Source organism: Streptomyces sp. KL116D (assembly GCF_030766975.1).
GTDB lineage: Bacteria > Actinomycetota > Actinomycetes > Streptomycetales > Streptomycetaceae > Streptomyces > Streptomyces longispororuber_A.
Genome location: NZ_JASERH010000136.1, coordinates 582,490 through 601,199, shown reverse-complemented (window position 1 = coordinate 601,199; position 18,710 = coordinate 582,490). Strand labels below are relative to the sequence as shown.

The 18,710-nt window shown below is 71.9% G+C and carries 13 protein-coding genes; 12 read left to right on the top strand and 1 reads right to left on the bottom strand.

Translation table 11 applies throughout. The annotated features are described in order from the left end of the window. Positions 1–12: 12 nt before the first annotated feature. From RBJ77_RS51335 to RBJ77_RS51320, 4 genes are all read left to right on the top strand, one after another. A complete protein-coding gene (locus RBJ77_RS51335) occupies positions 13–1,194 on the top strand; it encodes a mandelate racemase/muconate lactonizing enzyme family protein (protein ID WP_372351253.1) in 1,182 nt (393 codons plus the stop codon). 193 nt (positions 1,195–1,387) lie between these two features. Beyond that, the gene (gene kdgD, locus RBJ77_RS51330; protein WP_372351252.1) at positions 1,388–2,311 is read left to right on the top strand and encodes a 5-dehydro-4-deoxyglucarate dehydratase; all 924 of its coding nucleotides are present in this window, start codon (positions 1,388–1,390) and stop codon (positions 2,309–2,311) included. Positions 2,312–2,565: 254 nt separating this feature from the next. Further along, a complete protein-coding gene (locus tag RBJ77_RS51325; protein WP_372351251.1) occupies positions 2,566–4,074 on the top strand; it encodes a pectinesterase family protein in 1,509 nt (502 codons plus the stop codon). 9 nt (positions 4,075–4,083) lie between these two features. Beyond that, entirely contained in the window at positions 4,084–5,286 is a 1,203-nt protein-coding gene (locus RBJ77_RS51320) for a hypothetical protein (protein WP_372351250.1), read from the top strand. Between the two features lie 216 nt (positions 5,287–5,502). Here the strand turns inward: RBJ77_RS51320 and RBJ77_RS51315 are convergent, their stop codons facing one another. Then, positions 5,503–6,777 (bottom strand): FCD domain-containing protein, encoded by a 1,275-nt coding sequence (locus tag RBJ77_RS51315; protein ID WP_372351249.1) that lies wholly within the window; start codon positions 6,775–6,777, stop codon positions 5,503–5,505. 257 nt (positions 6,778–7,034) lie between these two features. Between RBJ77_RS51315 and RBJ77_RS51310 the strand changes: the two genes are divergently transcribed. The 8 genes from RBJ77_RS51310 to RBJ77_RS51275 all read left to right on the top strand — a co-directional run bounded on the left by RBJ77_RS51310 (position 7,035) and on the right by RBJ77_RS51275 (position 18,609). Further along, positions 7,035–8,285, top strand: coding sequence for an ABC transporter substrate-binding protein (locus RBJ77_RS51310; RefSeq protein WP_372351248.1), 1,251 nt, complete (start codon positions 7,035–7,037; stop codon positions 8,283–8,285). Then, a complete protein-coding gene (locus tag RBJ77_RS51305) occupies positions 8,282–9,232 on the top strand; it encodes a carbohydrate ABC transporter permease (RefSeq protein WP_372351247.1) in 951 nt (316 codons plus the stop codon). Before RBJ77_RS51310 ends, RBJ77_RS51305 begins: the two co-directional genes overlap by 4 nt. Beyond that, a complete protein-coding gene (locus RBJ77_RS51300) occupies positions 9,229–10,143 on the top strand; it encodes a carbohydrate ABC transporter permease (protein WP_372351246.1) in 915 nt (304 codons plus the stop codon). The genes RBJ77_RS51305 and RBJ77_RS51300 overlap by 4 nt, the downstream gene beginning before the upstream one ends. Before the next feature lie 2 nt (positions 10,144–10,145). Beyond that, positions 10,146–12,077 (top strand): hypothetical protein, encoded by a 1,932-nt coding sequence (locus RBJ77_RS51295; RefSeq protein ID WP_372351245.1) that lies wholly within the window; start codon positions 10,146–10,148, stop codon positions 12,075–12,077. 149 nt (positions 12,078–12,226) lie between these two features. Further along, positions 12,227–12,991, top strand: coding sequence for a ribonuclease activity regulator RraA (locus RBJ77_RS51290; protein WP_372351244.1), 765 nt, complete (start codon positions 12,227–12,229; stop codon positions 12,989–12,991). Positions 12,992–13,041: 50 nt separating this feature from the next. Further along, positions 13,042–14,940, top strand: coding sequence for a right-handed parallel beta-helix repeat-containing protein (locus tag RBJ77_RS51285; protein WP_372351243.1), 1,899 nt, complete (start codon positions 13,042–13,044; stop codon positions 14,938–14,940). A gap of 85 nt (positions 14,941–15,025) precedes the next feature. Then, positions 15,026–16,204, top strand: coding sequence for an extracellular solute-binding protein (locus RBJ77_RS51280; RefSeq protein WP_372351242.1), 1,179 nt, complete (start codon positions 15,026–15,028; stop codon positions 16,202–16,204). Between the two features lie 2 nt (positions 16,205–16,206). After that, positions 16,207–18,609: a glycoside hydrolase N-terminal domain-containing protein gene (locus RBJ77_RS51275; RefSeq protein WP_372351241.1), complete on the top strand. Its 2,403-nt coding sequence runs from the start codon at positions 16,207–16,209 to the stop codon at positions 18,607–18,609. Positions 18,610–18,710: the final 101 nt, after the last annotated feature.

The following is an 18,710-nucleotide window of genomic DNA, read 5'->3' as shown; positions in this document are numbered from 1 at the left end:
AAGGGACACGAAGTGGTGACCACGACACACACGACCGCTCACACCGCTCACACCGCCGGCGAGGCCACCCTCGACCGCATCGCCTGGCTGCGACTCTCCTCGGTCACGCTGCCGCTCGCCACGCCCATCAGTGACGCCAAGGTGCTGACCGGCCGCCAGAAGCCGATGACGGAGGTGGCCTTCCTCTTCGTGGAGATCGTCACCGAGCAGGGGTACGAAGGCGTCGGCTTCAGCTACTCGAAGCGGGCCGGCGGTCCCGGCCAGTTCGCCCATGCCAAGGAGATAGCCGACACGCTGATCGGCGAGGACCCCAGCGACATCGGCAAGATCTGGACCAAGCTCGTGTGGGCGGGCGCCTCCGTCGGCCGCAGCGGTCTGGCCACCCAGGCCGTCGCCGCCTTCGACGTGGCGCTGTGGGACCTCAAGGCCAAGCGCGCCGGACTGCCGCTGGCCAAGCTCCTCGGCGCGCACCGCGACTCGGTGCGGTGCTACAACACCTCGGGTGGATTCCTGCACACGCCCACCGAGCAGGTCCTGGACAACGCGAGCGCCTCGCTGAGCAGCGGCATCGGCGGCATCAAGATCAAGGTCGGGCACCCCGACGGCAAGTTCGACCTGGCGCGCCTGACCGCGGTGCGCGAGCACATCGGCGACGACGTCCCGCTCATGGTCGACGCCAACCAGCAGTGGGACCGGCCCACCGCCCAGCGCATGGGCCGCGCCCTGGAGGGGTTCGACCTCGTCTGGATCGAGGAGCCCCTCGACGCCTACGACGCGCAGGGCCACGCGGCACTCGCCGCGTCGCTCGACACCCCCGTCGCCACCGGCGAGATGCTGGCCAGCGTCGCCGAACACGTCGAGCTGATCCGGCACAACGCGGCCGACGTCATCCAGCCCGACGCTCCCCGCATCGGCGGCATCACCCAGTTCCTCAAGCTCGCCGCCCTCGCCGAGCACCACCATCTCCAGCTCGCCCCGCACTTCGCCATGGAGATCCACCTCCACCTCGCGGCGGCCTACCCGATCGAGCCGTGGGTCGAGCACTTCGACTGGCTGGAGCCGCTGTTCAACGAGCGCCTCGAGATCCACGACGGGCGCATGCACGTCTCGTCCCGGCCCGGGCTCGGTTTCACCCTGAGCGACCAGGCCAGGGCCTGGACCGTCGCCGAGCACGAGGTGGGTTCGCGCCCCTGACGGCCCGCCGACGGGCCCGAACCGACGGGCCCACCCACCGCCCACAGCGGGCTCCGGTGCCCCATGGACCCCGGTGCGGGCAGCGCAGTCATGGACAGCCGCGCTGCCCGCGCCGGAACCACCGCCCGACCGGCGCCCGCCCTGATGCGCCGTCACTCCTCCCATCCGACCTGATCCTCAGGAGCAGTAACCCATGACGACGTCCTACACTCCGGCCGACCTGCGCACGCGCCTCGGCTCCGGACTGCTCTCCTTTCCCGTGACGCACTTCAAGAGCGACCTGTCCTTCGACGAGGACGCCTACCGGGAGAACATCGTCAGGCTGGCCAAGTACGACGTGGGAGGGCTCTTCGCGGCCGGCGGAACCGGCGAGTTCTTCTCGCTCACGGCGGCGGAGGTCGAACGGGTCGTCACCGCGGCCGCGGACAGCGCCCCCGACGACACGCCGATCCTGGCCCCGGCCGGATACGGCACGGCCGCCGCGATCGAGCACGCCGCAGCGGCGGAGCGGGCCGGCGCCGACGGCATCCTGCTCTTCCCGCCCTACCTGACCGAGGCCAATCAGGAAGGGCTCGCCCGCCACGTGGAGGCGGTCTGCCGCTCCACGTCCCTGGGCGTCGTCATCTACAGCCGCGCCAACGCCGTCTACTCCGCCGACACCGTGGCCCGCCTCGCCGAGAACTGCCCCAACCTCATCGGCTACAAGGACGGCGTCGGCGACATCGACACCATGACGCGCATCTACGCCCGACTGCGCGAGCGGCTCACCTTCATCGGCGGCCTGCCCACCGCCGAGACGTTCGCCCTGCCCTACCTCGAACTGGGCGTCACCACCTACTCGTCGGCCATCTTCAACTTCCTGCCCGAGTTCGCCCTCGACTTCTACACCGCGGTCCGCGCGCGCAACCACGACGCCGTCACCCGCATGCTCACCGACTTCGTCCTCCCCTACACGGAGATCCGCAACCGGCAGGCCGGGTACGCGGTCAGTATCGTCAAGGCCGGCATGACCGCCACGGGCCACCCGGCGGGCCCGGTCCGCCCGCCGCTCACCGACCTCACGGAGACGGAGCTCGCGGAACTCACCAGCCTGATCCACAAGCTCCCCACGGCCTGATCCGCCCCGTCGGGCCGTGATCCGGCACACCACCGGTGCGGACGTCGCCCCGCGGCCTCGCGACGCCCGCGCCGGCGAACCACACGACATGCCCCCCACCGGAACGGTCCGACTCGCGTGATCCGGGTGCAACTCGCCGCACCTTACGCCTAGTTGACTGAAGCCCCAGGGGTTCTCAGACACCGTTCCGCTGTGCTTCCATCACTGGCATGCCACAGGCATGCCGGAGATGAGGAGCAGCTTCCATGAGATCGATGTTCCGACAGCTCGTGTCCCCGATCCGCCCCCTGCTGCGCGCGGGCCCCCTCCTGGCCGCCCTGCTGATTCCCCTGGCCACCGCCCCTCCCGCCACGGCCGCCCCGGCCGTCGCCACGGACGCGCGGGTCGGGCTCGCTCCCAGCGGAGTCGCGCGGCCGGTCTGCGCCGATACTCCGCTGCGGCTCACCTTCGGCTCGGCGGTGCAGCTCGGGACAGAAGGGCGGCTGACCGTGCACCGGGCCGCCGACGACGGCGTCGCGGACGTCGTCGACCTCGCCGATCCCGCGACGTACCAGCGGCTGATCGGCGACGCCCGGTCCGACTACGGCGAGCCGCACCGCTGGACCTACGAGCCCGTGGTCGTGGACGGCCGTACGGCCACGGTCCTGCCCCACCACCCCCTCGACCCGGGACAGGAGTACTACGTCACCGTCGACCCCGGCTTCTTCCGCGGTCACCAGGGCATCGACTCGCCCCGCACCTGGCGGTTCCGGACGGCCGGCGGACCGCGGCCCGGCAGTACCGAGCTGAGCGTGGACGCGGCCGGCGGCGCCGACTTCTGCACCGTGCAGGGCGCCGTCGACTTCGTCCCGCACGGCAACACCCGCAAGGTCACCATCGACGTCGCGCCCGGCACGTACCGGGAGATCGTGTACGTCGGCCAGGACCGGCCCCATCTGCGGCTGCGCGGCGCGGGCGCGGGCCGCACCGTCATCGGCTACCCCAACAACAGCGTGCTCAACGGCGACTCGGCGATGGCCGACGTACCGCCCGAGCAGAGCTACTGCCCGCGCCGGGTACTGCCCCAGCCGGACCGGTTCAACTGCTGGCGCGCCGCGTTCGGCGTCGACGCCGACGACTTCCGCATCCAGGACGTCACCGTCCACAACCTCACCCCGGAGGGCGGCTCGCAGGCCGAGGCGTTCCGCGGCAACGGCGACCGGATCGTCCTGGACCACGTCCGCGTCCTGAGCTTCCAGGACAGCCTGCGACTGCAGGGCAGGGCGTTCGTCACCGACAGCTACATCGAGGGAGACGTCGACTTCGTCTGGGGGACCGGCGGGGTCTTCATGCAGGACTCCGAGCTGAAGGCCCTCGACCTCGGCTACCTCAGCCAGGTCCGCAACGCACCCGAAGGGCCCGGCAACGTCTTCGTCAACACCCGCCTCACCCGCGGGAGTTCGGTGGCCGACGGCAGCGTGCTGCTCAGTCGCATCGACAGCCGCTTCCCGGCCAGCCAGGCCGTGTTCATCGACACCGCCATGGACGCCCACATCGCACCCGTCGGCTGGGGCCTCACCGGGTTCGACTGCACGTCGGGTCAGCAGCTGCGGTTCTGGGAGTACGGCAGCAGGACCCTCGACGGGCGGCCCGTCGACACCAGCGCGCGCCTGGCCTGCTCCCGGCAGCTCGATGCCGCCGAGGCCGAGCGGTGGCGCGACCCGGCCCAGCTCCTCGACGGCTGGGACCCACGCCCCAAGTCAGCTCGTACGGAAGGGAAGTGAGGCCACGTCATGTCCGCCCTGAACCGTAGAACCCTGCTCGGTGCCGTGAGCGCCGCGGGCACCGGTGCGTTCGTCGGCGCCACCGCGCCCGCCGCGGTCGCGCAGTCAGCCGCCACCGGCTCCCGGCCGCGCCCCGTCGCCCCCGTCGACCAGGACGTCGCGGCGGCCCACAGCATCGACTACAAGGCGATGCCCCAGCAGGTCGTGGGTGTCGACGTCGAACAGCTCATGACCGTGCACGCCGCGAGCGACATCGCACCGCTGCGGCAGCGTCTGGTCGCCGAGGTCTGGAAGTCCGCCGACGGACGGCTGCCCGACACCCTGCCCACCGTCGAACAGGCCGTCTCCGCCACGGAGTTGCCCGCCTTCACCGGTCTGCGCCGCATCGACCGCCTCACCGTCGAGCTGCCCTACGGACTGCGCTGGCACGCCTATCTGCTGCTGCCCCGACGGGCCGGCGCGCACGGCCGGTTCGCGCTCTACCACAACGGGCACGGCGAACCCCTCGACACCATGCAGCGCACCGCGCAGGCGCTCGTCGACGCCGGGTACGGCGTCCTGCTGTGCGCCATGCCGCTCTACCACTGGAACCCGAAGGAGATGCGCGACCCGGCGGACCCCGGCACCACGGTGACCGTCGGCAACCACAACGAGTTCGAGCCCTGGGAGAGCGAGACCTTCTCCACCCTGCGCCTCTTCCTCGAACCCCTCGCCGTCGCCGTCAACCACCTCGTGCGGACGTACGACCCGCCGTCGCTCCAGATGATCGGGCTCTCCGGCGGCGGCTGGGCGACCACGGTCTACCCCGCGCTCGACCCACGGATCACCCGCAGCTATCCCACCGCCGGATCCCTGCCGTTCTTCCTGCGCTCCGCGCCGCCCAAGCCCAGCCCGACCACCGGCGACTGGGAGCAACGACGCGACCGGCACCCGGCGTTCTACGGGATCTGCGACTGGCCCGACCTGTACGCCCTGGCCGCCGTCGGCCGCGACCGGCGGCAGATGCAGATCCTCAACCGGTTCGACGCCTGCTGCTTCAACGGCGTCGGGCACCGCAGCTACGAACCCGTGGTGCGCCAGCGGATCGAGATCATCGGCAACGGCCACTGGGAGCTCCTGGAGGACGCCACGCACGGGGAGCACACCATCAGTCCCCACGCGCTCGACGTGATCCTGTGGGACCTCGACGTGGCCTGTGCCGGCCGGCCCTGACCGGCGGGCAGTTACCGGCCGGCCATGACGGTCCCGGTCAGCGCAGGGCGGCCGGTCGCACCTGGTGTCCAGCGTGTTCAGTCCTCTGGCGCGGCTCGCCCGTGGCCCGGCGGATCCTCGTCAGGAACGCTCCGTGAACAGGTCGGCCGAGGCGGCAGGGAGCGCCCGGCCGAACTGTTCAGCGGCGCGCACCGACGCCGCCTCGCCCCGGTCCGGTCAGGGAGTCGGATGCTCACGGCGGTAGCGGGACGCCTCGCCGGCCGCGTGCGCCGCGAACAGTTCGGCCGTCGTCTCCGGGGAACCGTGCCGCAGCGCGTCGAGCAGGTCGACGTGCAGCTCGGCCATCGCCCGCCAGTCACCCCCGTACCGAGGATTGCTCACCACGTGCAGGCCCCACATGCTCGGCTCGATGAGGCGCCACAGCCGCAGCAACAGTCCGTTCCCGCACGCCGCGCAGACCGTGCGGTGGAAGGTCATGTCGGCGTCCCGGAAATCGCCGATGCTGCCGTCCTGCGCGGCCCGCCGCATCGCGTCCACGCTCTGGCCGAGCCGCCCGGCGAACTCGGCCGTGAGATGCCCCGCCGTGCGCCGGGCCGCGTACATCTCCAGGAGCACCCGTATCTCGCGCACGTCCTGGGCCTGCTGGTCGGACACTTCGGTGACGTAAGTGCCGCGGTGCGGCTGGGAGTTGACCAGGCCCTCGTGCGCGAGCCGCTTGATCGCCTCGCGGGCGGGGGCCTGACTCGTGCCCACCCGGCGGGCGATGTCGGACTCCACGATCCGCTGCCCCGGCGCGAGCTCACCGCTCACGATCATGTCGCGCAGCAGGGCGTAGACGTGGTCCGAAAGGAGGCGGCGGGGGACGGCCGGGGTGGCGAGGGCCGGGGCGGCGGCTGGAGCCGGAGCCGTCGCGCGGGCCGATCCGGAAGCGTGGCGCCCAGCGGGGGAGGGGAGTGGCGAGGGCGGATCCGCGACAGGGAATTGCGGGTCGGCGGGAGCGGGCGCCATGGGGTGGGGCGTGGGGGTGTCCTGCGGTGCACCAGGTTCGCGTGCGCCGTCCTCGTCGCCCTGGGGCCTGCGCGTCCGCAACTGCTCCTGCTCCTGCCAGATCCGGGCCACCGTCGACTGCGACAGGCCCAGCCGCTCCGCCAGCACTCGGGTCGAAGGGGCCGGTTCGCCGGCGGCCGCCCGGAGCAGTGCCTCGGCCACCAGGCGCTCCGCGTCGGGCCTCGCCTGGCTGCGCGGCCGGCCCGAACGCGGGGCGTCCGCGAGGCCGTCGACACCCCGCTCGGCGAACCGCCGGGACCACTTGGCGACGGTCGCCGCGCTGACCCCGAGCGCCCGGGCCACCTCCCCCGCGCCGCGGCCCTCGGCACGCGCGAGGACGATGCTGCTGCGCAGCCGCAAAGCCTGGGAACCGTCCCGCGTCCAGGTGGTGAGAACGGCCAGGTCCGCCTCGGTCGGGGTCCTGAACTCAGGCTGCTCCGTCATGCGTTGCCCTCCCTGCAGGCCACGGACTTGTGACTCGCTCGACCGGCGGTGACCCGGGGGACATCACGAACTTTTGGGTGAGCGCACCGTCTTGACGCTGTATCACAAGGCATTTATGAAGTAATCGTTGCTCGATTATTGACCCAATAAACCATGCTGGTCCAGCGCGCCCCGGCGCCCCGAGCCGACCTGGAGAACCCATGCGGAATCGGCGTACGGCAACAAGTGCAAGAACCGGCTCGCTCGCCCGGGCGTCCGTGACCGCGACCCTCCTGCTCGGCCTCACCGCCTGCGGAGGAGGCGGGTTCTCGGACGGTGACGGCGACAGCGGCAAGGGTGGTGACGGCGGCGACCGCACCGTCCGGGTCCTGGTCAACATCACCCCCAACCTCACCAAGACGTTCTGGAACGACCTCGTCGCCCCCTTCGAGAAGGCCCACCCCGGCGTCGACGTCAAGATCGAGGCTCCCACCGGCAAGGGCGTCGCGGACACCCTCCAGCAACAGCTCGCCGCGGGCGATGCCCCGGACGTCGTGGAGACGCTGCTGCCCGACAAGACCCTCGCCCCCCAGATGCTCGACCTCACGGACGAGCCGTGGACCAAGGGCACTCCGCTCGTCGAGGAGGCGTCCCTCGACGGCCGGGTGTACGCCGTCGGCGTCGGCGAACAGGCCCAGTCCCTGGTCTTCTACAACAAGGACGCCTTCCGCGAGGCGGGCATCGACGAACTCCCCAGGACCACCGGCGAGTTCACCGCGGCCATGGGCAAGCTCAAGAGGGCCGGCTACCTGCCGCTGCAGACCGCGGGCGACTTCACCACCGGCCTCCAGCTGCTCCAGCTCACCGACCCCTCGCTCGCCCAGCGCCACCCCGACTGGTACCAGAAGGTCCAGGCGGGCGACCTCACCGTGGGCGAGACCATGCGGCCCTACCTCAAGCAGTACAAGACGTGGATCGACCGCGGCTACATCGACAAGAACGCCCTGGGCCTCAAGTACGCCGACGGCGAGACGAGCTTCCTCTCCGGCAAGTCCGCCATGTACGTGATGGGCAGCTGGTTCACCGCCACCGAGGCCGCAGCCGACGACAAGGACTTCGAGGTCGGCGCCTTCCCCGCGCCGGTCGACAAGGGACAGAAGGCACCGGGGCCGCAGGGCGCCACGCTCGCCGCCCCATACATGATCCTCAAGAAGAGCGGCAGCAAGGACACCGCGCGCGAGCTCGTCGAATGGCTCGTCACCGACAAGAAGGCCGTGACCGCCCAGCTGAAGCAGGACGGCAACTTCCGCGGCGGCTTCGACCGCGACCTCTCCCCGCTGGAGCGGGACGTCCAGAAGATCCTCGACGACGCTTCGGCCCGGGTCGCCCAGGGCGAGGGCTATGGCGACGACACCCTCCCCAAGGGCTTCAACACCGCCTGGAACACCGAGGTGCAGGGCCTGTACACGGGCCGCTCGCCCGACGACGTGGCCAAGGCCGTCGACCGCTGGGTCGAGGCGCACCGATGAACCGGGCTGCCGCACCGACCCGCCGCGCCGCCGCACCGACCCACCGACCCGCCGCACCGACCCGCCGGGCCCGCGATCGCCGCGCCGGACTCGCGACCACCGTCATGGTGCTGCCCGCGACCGTGCTCTACACGGCACTGCTCGCCGTGCCGGTCGCCCTCGCCTGCTATCTGAGCCTCACCGACTGGGACGGATTCAGTGCCGCCCCGTCCTTCGTCGGAGGCGCCAACTACCGCGCTCTGGCTGACGATCCGGACCTCGGCCGGTCCCTCGTCGTGACCCTGCTGCTCGCCGCGTTCGGCACCGTGGGGCTCAACGTCCTCGGGCTGGGCTTCGCCCTCCTCCTCAACGGCCGCTCGCGCGTCAACACCTTCTTCCGGATGGTGCTCTTCTACCCGCACGTCCTCAGCGCCCTCGTCGTCGGCTTCCTGTGGAGCGCCATCCTCGGCACGACCGGCGCCGTGAACGGGCTGATCACCTCGCACGGCGGCGACGTCCTGCCGTTCCTCGCCGACCCGGACTGGGCGCTCGGCACCCTGGTCGGCGTCGTGGTGTGGGCCGCGTTCGGCGTGAACGTCGTGCTGTACCTCGCCGGACTCCAGGCCGTGCCGCGCTCCCTCACCGAGGCCGCCCGCATCGACGGCGCGAGCCGGTGGCAGGTCCTGCGCCACGTCACGCTCCCGGCGCTCGGCCCCTCCGTCACGGTCAACATCGTGCTGTCCCTGGTCACGCTCCTGAAGACGTACGACCTGGTGGTCTCGCTCACCGGCGGAGGACCGGCCGGACAGACGCAGACCATCGCCTACCTCATCCTCTGGAACTCCTTCCACGACGGCCGGCTCGGCCTCGGCTCGGCGCAGTCCGTGGTGCTCATGGCCGTGACGGCCGCACTCGCCGTGGCCGTCGCCCAGCTGCGCAGGCGCGGAGAGGGCGCGGTGTACTCATGAGCCTCGACAGCCTGCCGAAGAGGGTCCCCGCCGCCGCACCGCCGAGGACGCCCGAGCCCGCGGCTCCGGTACCGCACCGGGTTCCGCGCCCAGGACGCACCGCGCGCCTGGTGTTCCTGGCGATCGTCGCCACGATCATGCTCGTGCCGCTCTACGTCCTCGTAGTGAATGCATTCAAGTCGCAGTCGCAGATCCTCACCGACCCGTTCGGACTGCCGGCCTCCGGCACCTTGGAGCCGATCCGCCGAGCCTTGCAGGGCGAGGAGTTCGACCTCGTGCGCGGCTACGCCGTCACCCTGCTCTTCGTCGTCTGCGTCAACGTCCTGTCCATCGCCCTCGCCGGACCCGTCGCGTACGTCATCGCCCGCAGCCCGCGCCGCCGCTTCCGGGCGCTCATGCTGTTCTTCCTCGCCGGGACGTTCATCCCCAGCCAGGTCCTCGTGATCCCCGTCGTCTACGTCCTCAAGACCGTCGGCCTGATGGGCACCGTGCGCGGCTTCGTCCTCTTCGAGACCGTGCTCACGCTCCCGTTCTCCGTGTTCCTGTACGCCGGGTACATCACCACCGTCCCCCGCGCGCTCGACGAGGCGGCCGCGCTCGACGGCTGCGGCCGCAACCGCACCTTCTGGCGCATCGTGTTCCCGCTGATGCGGCCGGTCGTCGCGACCATGGTCATCCTCAACACCTTCTCGGTGTGGAACGACTTCGTGAACCCGCAGATCATCCTCGGCCCCGGCAGCGGCCTCTACACGGTGACGACCGGCGTCTACGCGGCTGTCAGCCAGTACCAGACCGACTACACCGTGGTCTTCCCGACACTGCTGCTCGCCGTGGCCCCCCTGATCGTCTTCTTCGTCCTCATGCAACGCCACATCATCAGCGGCCTCGCGGCCGGTGCGACGAGAGGCTGACCGTGACGTCCGACAGATCCGTGGTCCTGACCGCCACCGTGCCCGTGGGCACCCCGCCGGTCTGGGCACTGCTCCAGCGTCGCCTCTTCGACGTCCTCGACGACGCCTGGCGCGCCTTCGCCGACCGCTACTGCGCCCCCGACGGCAGCCTCCGCTACGCAGGACGGGTCGAGGAACGCGACGGCGGCGACGACTTCTACGAGGCGTTCTTCAACTGGCCCGTCCTCTACCGCCTCGGCGGCGCCGACGACCTCCTCGACGCGAGCAAGCACCACTGGCGCGGCGTCACCGCGCAGCTCACCGAACTCGGCCTCGTCGTCGACGAGTTCGAGCGCGGATACGACTGGTTCCACCTCGGCGAGTCCATGCTCCTGTTCTACGGCATCTGCGCCGCCGACCCCGCCGACCCCGAATTCGCCGCCCGGGCACGGAAGTTCGCCGACCTCTACCTGCCGGGATCGCCGTCGGGCAACTACGACCCCGTCGCCCGGATCATCCGTGCCCCGCACAACGGCGCGGCCGGCCCCCGCTACGGCCTCCAGAAGGAATGGGCTTCCTACGGCGCCGACCTGACGTCCATGAGCCCCTTCGGCCTCCCCCTGCGCGACCTCGACGGCATGACCCGGTGGGACGACCTCGCCGACCCGGCCAACGCCCGCCGCATGGGTGACGCCATGAACGCCCGGATCGGCCGCGGCGACACCGCCGTCGACCTCGCCGCCACCAGCCTCGCCGTCAACGCCTGGCTGTACGACCACGACGACCGCTACCGCGACTGGGCCCTCGACTACCTCGGGGCCTGGCACGAACGCGCCGTAGCGTGCGGGGGAGTGCTCCCCGACAACGTCGGACCCGGGGGCACCGTCGGCGAACTGCACGACGGCCGCTGGTACGGGGGCCTGTACGGGTGGAACTGGCCGCACGGCCTCTACAGCGTCGGCAACGCCGCCGTGGTCGCCTCCGTCAACTCCGTGCTGCTGGGCGGCGGGGACGAGCTGCTCACGCTGGGCCGGGCCCCGCTCGACGCGGTCCTCGACCACGCCATCGAGGCGCCCGTCACCGGCACCGACATGAGCATCTCCGACCGCTGGCTCGCCGAACTGGGCGACGACGCCGACCGCCCCACCCTCCTGGTGCCCAACCGGCACGCCGATACCGGCTGGTTCGACCACCAGCCGCCCCAACTGGGACTCCCGCTCTGGCTGTCGCACGTCACGGGCGCCGAGAGCGACCGGGACCGCCTCGAACGCATCAGGAAGGCGAGCGGCTACGACTGGCGCACGGTCCGGGCCTTCCGCAACAAGGAGGAGGCCGGGCACGAGGCACCCTGGCTCGCCTACCTGAACGGCGACAACCCCGACTACCCGGCCGAGATCCTGCGCGTCGCCCTCGGCCAGGCGGCCCGGCGCCTCGAACTCATCGCCGCCGACACCACCGGCCCGTCCGAGATGCACATCCACCACTGGCAGCGGATCAACCCCGTGCTGACCGAGGCGCTCCTCCAGCTGACCACGGGTACGCCCCAAGTCCTCTACAACGGCGGCCTGTTGCCCACCCGGCTCGCCTACTGGGACGCCCGGCGCGGCCGCCCCGGTCTGCCGCCGGACGTCGCGGCCCTCGTCGACACGGTGACCGCGGACCGGGTGCGGGTCGAGCTGGTCCACACCGGGCACCGCCATCCGCGCACGGTCGTCGTGCAGGCCGGCGGATTCGGTGAGGCCCGCATCGAGCGGGTCGTGACGGAGAGCGCGGCCTCCGGCCATCCCGGGGATCCGCGTGCCTATGTGGCGCCCGAACCCGTACTCAGCACGGACGAGCTGGTCGTGGAGGCCGGTCACCTGACGGTGGAGCTGCCGCCGGGGCGCCGGATCCGTCTCGACCTCCGTCTGACGCCGCGCCACCGTCCGCCGTCCCATCAGACCGCTCCCGTCTAGACCACCACGTCGGGGTTGCGACCGCGGGCCCGTGGGGGTTGCTCGCGCATTTCCCCGCGCCCCTGAAGGGCGCACTCCGTGCACCTCCAGGCGCGCCCCGACCCCCGTCCAACGCCCCCGAAACCACCCCCCCGCCCCAAGGAGACTTCGTGGCCGACGAACCCATCTGGCAGCTGCCCGTGCGCGGCGCGCTGCCCGCCCCCGCCGACACCGACACGGTCCAGGGCCTGGCCGCCGTGTCCTCCGCCACCGCCTGCGCCAAACTCCACGCCCAGGGCATCCGCCGCACCTTCGTCACGGGCCCCCGCCCCCTGCACCCCGGACAGAAGATCGCCGGACGCGTCCGGACGCTCCAGTTCATGCCGCAGCGCGAGGACATCGCCTCCGGGCTCGGCCAGGAGTACGTCGAACGGCACACCGCCCTGTGGGCCGTGCTGGAGACGATCGAGCCGGGCGACGTACTGGTCGTCCAGGCGTACGGTTCGGCCACAACCGGCTGCTTCGGCGACATGCTGGTGCGCTACTTCCGGCAGAAGGGCGGCGCCGGGATCGTCGTCGACGGCTGCGTCCGCGACGCACCGCGGGTGCGCGAGACCGGGGTGCCGATCTGGACCACCGGCGTCACCCCGCACTACGCCTCGCAGGCCGAACTCTTCCCCTGGGCCTACGACGTGCCGATCGCCTGCGGCGGCGTGCTCGCGCTCCCCGGCGACCTGGTCGTCGCCGACGACGACGGCCCCGTCGTCGTACCCCGGCGCACCGCCCCCGACATCATCGCCGCCGCCCGGGACCACGAGCAGTGGGAGCGGTTCAGCCGCGCCCGCATCGAGGGCGGCGGCGCGCTCACCGACTACTACCCGCTGACCCCCGACACGCGCGCCGAGTACGAGCGCTGGCGCGCGACCGCCGAGTGAAGGGACCGGTACGACCCCCGTACGCCCCGCCCACGAGGCAAGGAGGCCCCGTGTCAGGCACATCCGTCACCCCCGCACCCCGCCGCGCGAGAACCTGGCTGCTCGCCGCTGCCGGACTGCTCCTGGTCGGCACGTCCTTCGTTCCCGGCTCCTCCCCGGCGGACGCGGCGCCCTCGCAGTGCGCTCCCGTCGAGCTGTACGTCGCCACCGACGGCGACGACAGGGCGAAGGGCACCGAGCACGACCCCTACAAGACCGTCACCCGCGCCCGCGACGAGATCCGCGACAAGGGCCTGAACCGGCCGGGCCGCATGCGCTGCGACGTCCACGTCGACCTGCGCGCCGGCGACTACCCGGTGGACAAGGCCATCGGCCTCGACGAACGCGACTCCGGAACCGACGGCCACCAGGTCGTCTACCGCAGCGTCGACGGCCCCGGCAAGGCCCGGCTGACCGGCTCCGTCCCGGTCACCGGCTGGGAGGCCTACAGAGACGGCGTCTACCGCGCCAAGGTCCCCGTCGACCAGCCGTTCTACACCCTGTACGACGGCGGAGCCCGGGTCACCAACGCCCGCTACCCCAACCGGCAGGCCGCCGACGAATGGGCGCCGTACCTGACCTCGTACCTGCCCGAGCCGACGTACGAGGCGGTGCACACCTGGCTGTGGGCCAACCCCGGTGACTGGAACCCCGACTGGGACCTCAGCCAGGGACGGGTGACGGTCTGGTCGGGCGGCAGCTGGTCCTGGTTCACCGACACCGTCGACATCCGCGACTACAACATGAAGAAGAGCCAGCTCACCTTCAAGTACCCGACCCGCTTCGCGCTCCACAACAGCCGCGGCGGCTCCCGCTACTTCCTGGAGAACTCGCTCGACTTCCTCGACCAGGCCGGCGAGTGGTACGCCGACCGTAAGGACGGCTGGCTCTACTACAAGCCGCAGGACGGCGACATCGCGAAGGCGGACGTGCGCAGGCCCGTCGTCAGGACGGTCCTCGACCTGGCGGGCTCCTCGCAGAAGAAGCGGCTGCACGACGTCGCCCTCGACGGACTCGGCGTCACCCAGACCGACTTCCCCGACTGGTACCGCTACGGCTGGAACGAGTCCGGCGACTCCGGAGTGGTGCACGAATACCCCACGTACGACCGCCAGATCGAGATGCCCCGCAACCGGTTCGGCGCGATCCGCCTGACCAACACCACCGGCATCGACCTGACCCGGATGCACATCACCGACACCGGATTCACCGCGATTTACCTGCTCACCGCCAACGACCACGTACGCATTACGGACAGCCTGCTCGAACGGCTCGGCGCCGACGGGATCCGGGTCGAAGGACCCTACCCGGGCGAGGGCGACGTCGCGCACGAGAACACCTTCCGCAACCTGTTCATCGACCACGTCGGCGAACTGGTGCCCGGCGACGCCTCCGGCCTCGAACTGCAGGACACCGGGCGCAACACGATCAGCCACATCGTCGTCAACCACAGCGCCCGGTACGGCATCAGCCTGCGCAGCCGCCCCGAGGTCTCCGTCAACGGCCGGACCTACACCGACGGCAACGACATCTCCTACATCCGCCTGGAGAACACCGGCATGGACAGCGGTGACATGGGCGCCTTCTACACGTACGGCCTGCAGAACGCCTCCGACGACCATCCGGTCGTCAACGCGCTGAACCAGGTCGTGATCGGCGATGTCCTCCCCGACGCCTCCATGCCGGACTCCGGCACCCGCGGCGTGCACATGGACGCGGGCGGCTGCGGCTGGGCCATCTCCAACGTGCAGGTCGGCAAGGTGACCGACCAGAAGTACCAGGCGTACCAGTGCAACAAGGTCACCAACGGCGACTGGGAGGACGGCTTCGACGCCTCCCTCATGGAGTACGACAAGATCGGCGTCACGGACTCGTTCCCCTACCCCCAGCCCCAGGTGACACGGGACTGACGCGCGCACGGCGGGCGGGCCCGACGGCTCCGGGCCCGCCCGCGCCCCGCCTCCACCCTTCATCCGCCGCCCGTCAGGAGCCCAGATGAACCCCTCGTCGAGCAGCCCTCCCGACGCACCGCCCACCACGACGGACGCGCTGCGCGGCCTCACCCGCGACCGCCCCGGCGCCTCGGCACCGCTGGCCGAACTCTCCCGCATCGACGCCGGGCTGCCGCCGGGCTGCGAGACCGTCGGCCTGCCCGTGCGCTGGACCCACCGGCGCACGGACGACGTGCCCGTCGCCGAACTCGCGGCGGAGTACGACCTGTTGGAGATCGAGCACGCCTGGCTGGGCGCCGCGGTCGCCGCGGACTGTCTGATGCCGCTCGACGACCTCCTCGGCACGGCGCCCCTGGCGCGGTGGCGGGCGGGCTCCGTCGGACCTGCCTTCACGGCGTACGAGTGGGGCGGCCGTCCGTGGGCGGTGCCGTACGACGTGACTGCGCAGATGTCGGCCGCCCGCACGGACCTCCTGCGCGGCGAGGTGCTCCCCGCCACCTGGGACGAGGTGCTGGCGTCGGCGCTGCCGATGACCCTGTGCCTGGGCGGCCCGCACGCCCTGCTCACCCTGTGCGCGCTCAGCCTCGGCCTCGGCGAACGACCGGGCGAGGGGGCCGAGTTCGTGTCGGCGGGCGTCGGCGAACGGGCGCTGGAGACCATGGCGTCGCTGGCCGCGCGCAGCGACGAACGCCTGTGGCGGCAGCGGCCCGACGACGTCCTCGCGGCCCTCGCGGGCGCCGACGGTCCGACGTACTGCCCCCTGGTCCCGGGCCACGCGGCCGCCACCCGGTGCGGCCCCTACCCGCTCACCTTCGGTGCCGCCCCCACCGCCCGGCCCGGCGGCACCCGCGGCAGCGTCTTCGGCGGCACCGGGCTCGCCGTGTCCCGCCGCCGCGCCGCCGACCCGCTCATCCGCGAGGCGCTGCGCGACCACCTCGGGCGGCTGCTCGCGGACCCCGTCCAGTGCGGACTCTTCCCGGTCACCGGCGGACAGCCCGCCGCCCGCGCCGCCTGGACCGACCCGCGCACCGACCGCCGCTGGGGCGGCTTCTTCCGCACCACGCTCGACACCGTCGACGGTTCCTGGGTGCGGCCCCGCGGAGTCGGCTTCCCCGCGTTCCAGCGCGCGGCGTCCGAGCTGTTGCGCACCGCCCTGGTCGAACGGCGGCCCGCCCGACGTGTCGTGTCCGATCTCAATCGCCTGCACAGGCAGAGGAGTTGACGATGACTGACATCAGCAGACGCGGGGTCCTCGCGGTGGCGGGCGCCACCGCGGCGGCCACCGCGCTGCCCCTCACGACCGCCACGGCCGCCGACGGCGAGGCCGCCCCCAACCCGATGCGGCTCTGGTACCTCGCCCCGGCCGACGAGTGGCTCCAGGCGCTGCCCGTCGGCAACGGCCGGATCGGCGCCATGGTGTTCGGCGGCACCGGCACCGAACGGCTCCAGCTCAACGAGGACAGCCTGTGGGCCGGCAGCCCCCACGACTACGACCGGCCCGGCGCCGTCGACCACCTCGAGGAGATCCGCCGCCTCGTCCTCGCCGAGAAGTGGAACCAGGCCCAGAAGCTCGTCGACAGCTCCTTCATGGGCAGTCCCAGCGAGCAGGCCGCCTACCAGGTCCTGGGCGACCTCGAACTCGACCTCACCGCCACCGGCGACGTCGCCGACTACGAACGCGAACTCGACCTGGAGACCGCGGTCACCCGCGTCCGCTACACCCGCGGCGGCGTCCGCCACACCCGTGAGGTCTTCGCCAGCGTCCCCGACCAGGTCGTCGTCGTCCGCCTCACCGCGGACACCCCGGGCGAGGTCGGTTTCACGGCCCGCTTCACCACCCCGCAACAGGCCACGCCGTCGGCGGTCGACGACCGCACCATCGCCCTCGACGGCGTGAGCGGCGCCTGGCAGGGACGGGACGGCGCCGTACGCTTCCGGGCCACCGCGCACGCCGTCGCCGAGGGCGGCCGGGTCGGCACCGACGCGGCGGCAGGCACCCTCACCGTGACCGGCGCCGACGCCGTCACCCTCGTCGTCTCCATGGCCACCAGCTACCGCACCTACCTGGACGTCGGCGCCGACCCGGTCGCCCGCGCCCGCCGCTGGTCGGATCCGGCAGTCCGCACCCCGTACGGCCGGCTGCGCGAGCGGCACGTCAAGGACCACCGGCGGCTGTTCGGACGGGTCGGCATCGACCTCGGCACCTCGGAGCGGGTGGCGCTGCCCACCGACGAACGGATCGGCCGGTTCGGCGACGGGCAGGACCCGCAGTTCGCCGCCCTCTACTTCCAGTACGGCCGTTACCTGCTGATGTCCTGCTCCCGCTCGCCCGGCCGGCCCGCCAACCTCCAAGGGCTGTGGAACGACAGCATGGCGCCTGCCTGGGAGTCCAAGTACACCGTCAACATCAACTTCGAGATGAACTACTGGCCGGCCGGACCCGCCAACCTCGCCGAGTGCTGGGAACCCGCGGCCGCCATGATCCACGAGCTGGCCGAGTCCGGCGCCCGTACCGCACGCACGCACTACGGCGCGCCCGGCTGGGTCACCCACCACAACACCGACGGCTGGCGCGGCACCGCCCCGGTCGACTTCGCCCAGTACGGGATGTGGCCCACCGGCGGTGCCTGGCTCTGCCTGATGCTGTGGGAGCGCTACCGCTTCACCGGTGACGAAGACGCGCTGCGCGACGACTACCGCGTGATGAAGGGCGCCGTGGAGTTCTTCCTCGACACCCTCACGCAGGACCCGGAGCACGGCTGGCTCATCACCAACCCGTCGCAGTCGCCCGAGGTCACCCACCACCAGGACGAGGGCGAGAGCGTCAGCATCTGCGCGGGCCCCACCATGGACATGCAGCTGTTGCGCGACCTCTTCGACGCCTTCGGCGGAGCCGCCCGGGTCCTCGACCGCGACCAGGGACTGCGCGAGCGGGTGCGCGAGGCCCGCGACCGGCTCGCCCCGACCCGGATCGGCTACCTCGGCCAGATCCAGGAGTGGCTGACCGACTGGGAAGAGGCCGCTCTGGTCAGGAGCCGTCACGTCTCCCACCTGTACGGGCTGTTCCCCAGCGCCCAGATCGACCCCCGGCGCACCCCCGACCTGGCCGCGGCCGCCGTGCGCAGCCTCGAACTGCGCGGCACCGCGGGCCAGGGCTGGTCCCTGGCCTGGAAGATCAACATGTGGGCGCGGCTGCTCGACCGCGAGCGCGCCTACCAGCACCTGGCGAGCCTGCTCACCCCGGCGCGCACCGCCCCCAACCTGTTCGACCTGCACCCGCCGTTCCAGATCGACGGCAACTTCGGCGGGGTCTCCGGCATCACCGAGATGCTGCTGCAGAGCCACGCTGACGAGGTGGCGCTGCTGCCGACCCTGCCCGCCGCCTGGCCCGCCGGCTCGTTCCGCGGCCTGCGGGCGCGCGGCGGCTTCGAGATCGACGCGCACTGGTCCGACGGCGTACTGACCGGCGCCACCGTGCGCTCCCTCCAGGGCCGCGCACTGCGGCTGCGCACCGAAGCACCGGTGGACGTGGCCGGCGCACCCCGCACGGACCGCCCCGAGGCGAACGTCGTCGTCTGCGCGACGCGCCCCGGCGCCACGTACCGCATCGTTCCGCGCACTGCCTGACCCTGCGCACTGTCTGGTCCGGCGCACCGCTTGGCCCTGCGCACCGCCTGATTCAGCGCACCGCTTGACCTCGATCACTGCCTGATCGCGCGCACCACCTG

Bases quoted from the DNA above. Each gene is read 5' to 3' on its own strand.
- kdgD (WP_372351252.1), top strand. From the start codon at position 1,388: ATGACGACGTCCTACACTCCGGCCGACCTGCGCACGCGCCTCGGCTCC.
- RBJ77_RS51325 (WP_372351251.1), top strand. From the start codon at position 2,566: ATGTTCCGACAGCTCGTGTCCCCGATCCGCCCCCTGCTGCGCGCGGGC.
- RBJ77_RS51320 (WP_372351250.1), top strand. From the start codon at position 4,084: ATGTCCGCCCTGAACCGTAGAACCCTGCTCGGTGCCGTGAGCGCCGCG.
- RBJ77_RS51315 (WP_372351249.1), bottom strand. From the start codon at position 6,777: ATGACGGAGCAGCCTGAGTTCAGGACCCCGACCGAGGCGGACCTGGCC.
- RBJ77_RS51305 (WP_372351247.1), top strand. From the start codon at position 8,282: ATGAACCGGGCTGCCGCACCGACCCGCCGCGCCGCCGCACCGACCCAC.
- RBJ77_RS51300 (WP_372351246.1), top strand. From the start codon at position 9,229: ATGAGCCTCGACAGCCTGCCGAAGAGGGTCCCCGCCGCCGCACCGCCG.
- RBJ77_RS51280 (WP_372351242.1), top strand. From the start codon at position 15,026: ATGAACCCCTCGTCGAGCAGCCCTCCCGACGCACCGCCCACCACGACG.
- RBJ77_RS51275 (WP_372351241.1), top strand. From the start codon at position 16,207: ATGACTGACATCAGCAGACGCGGGGTCCTCGCGGTGGCGGGCGCCACC.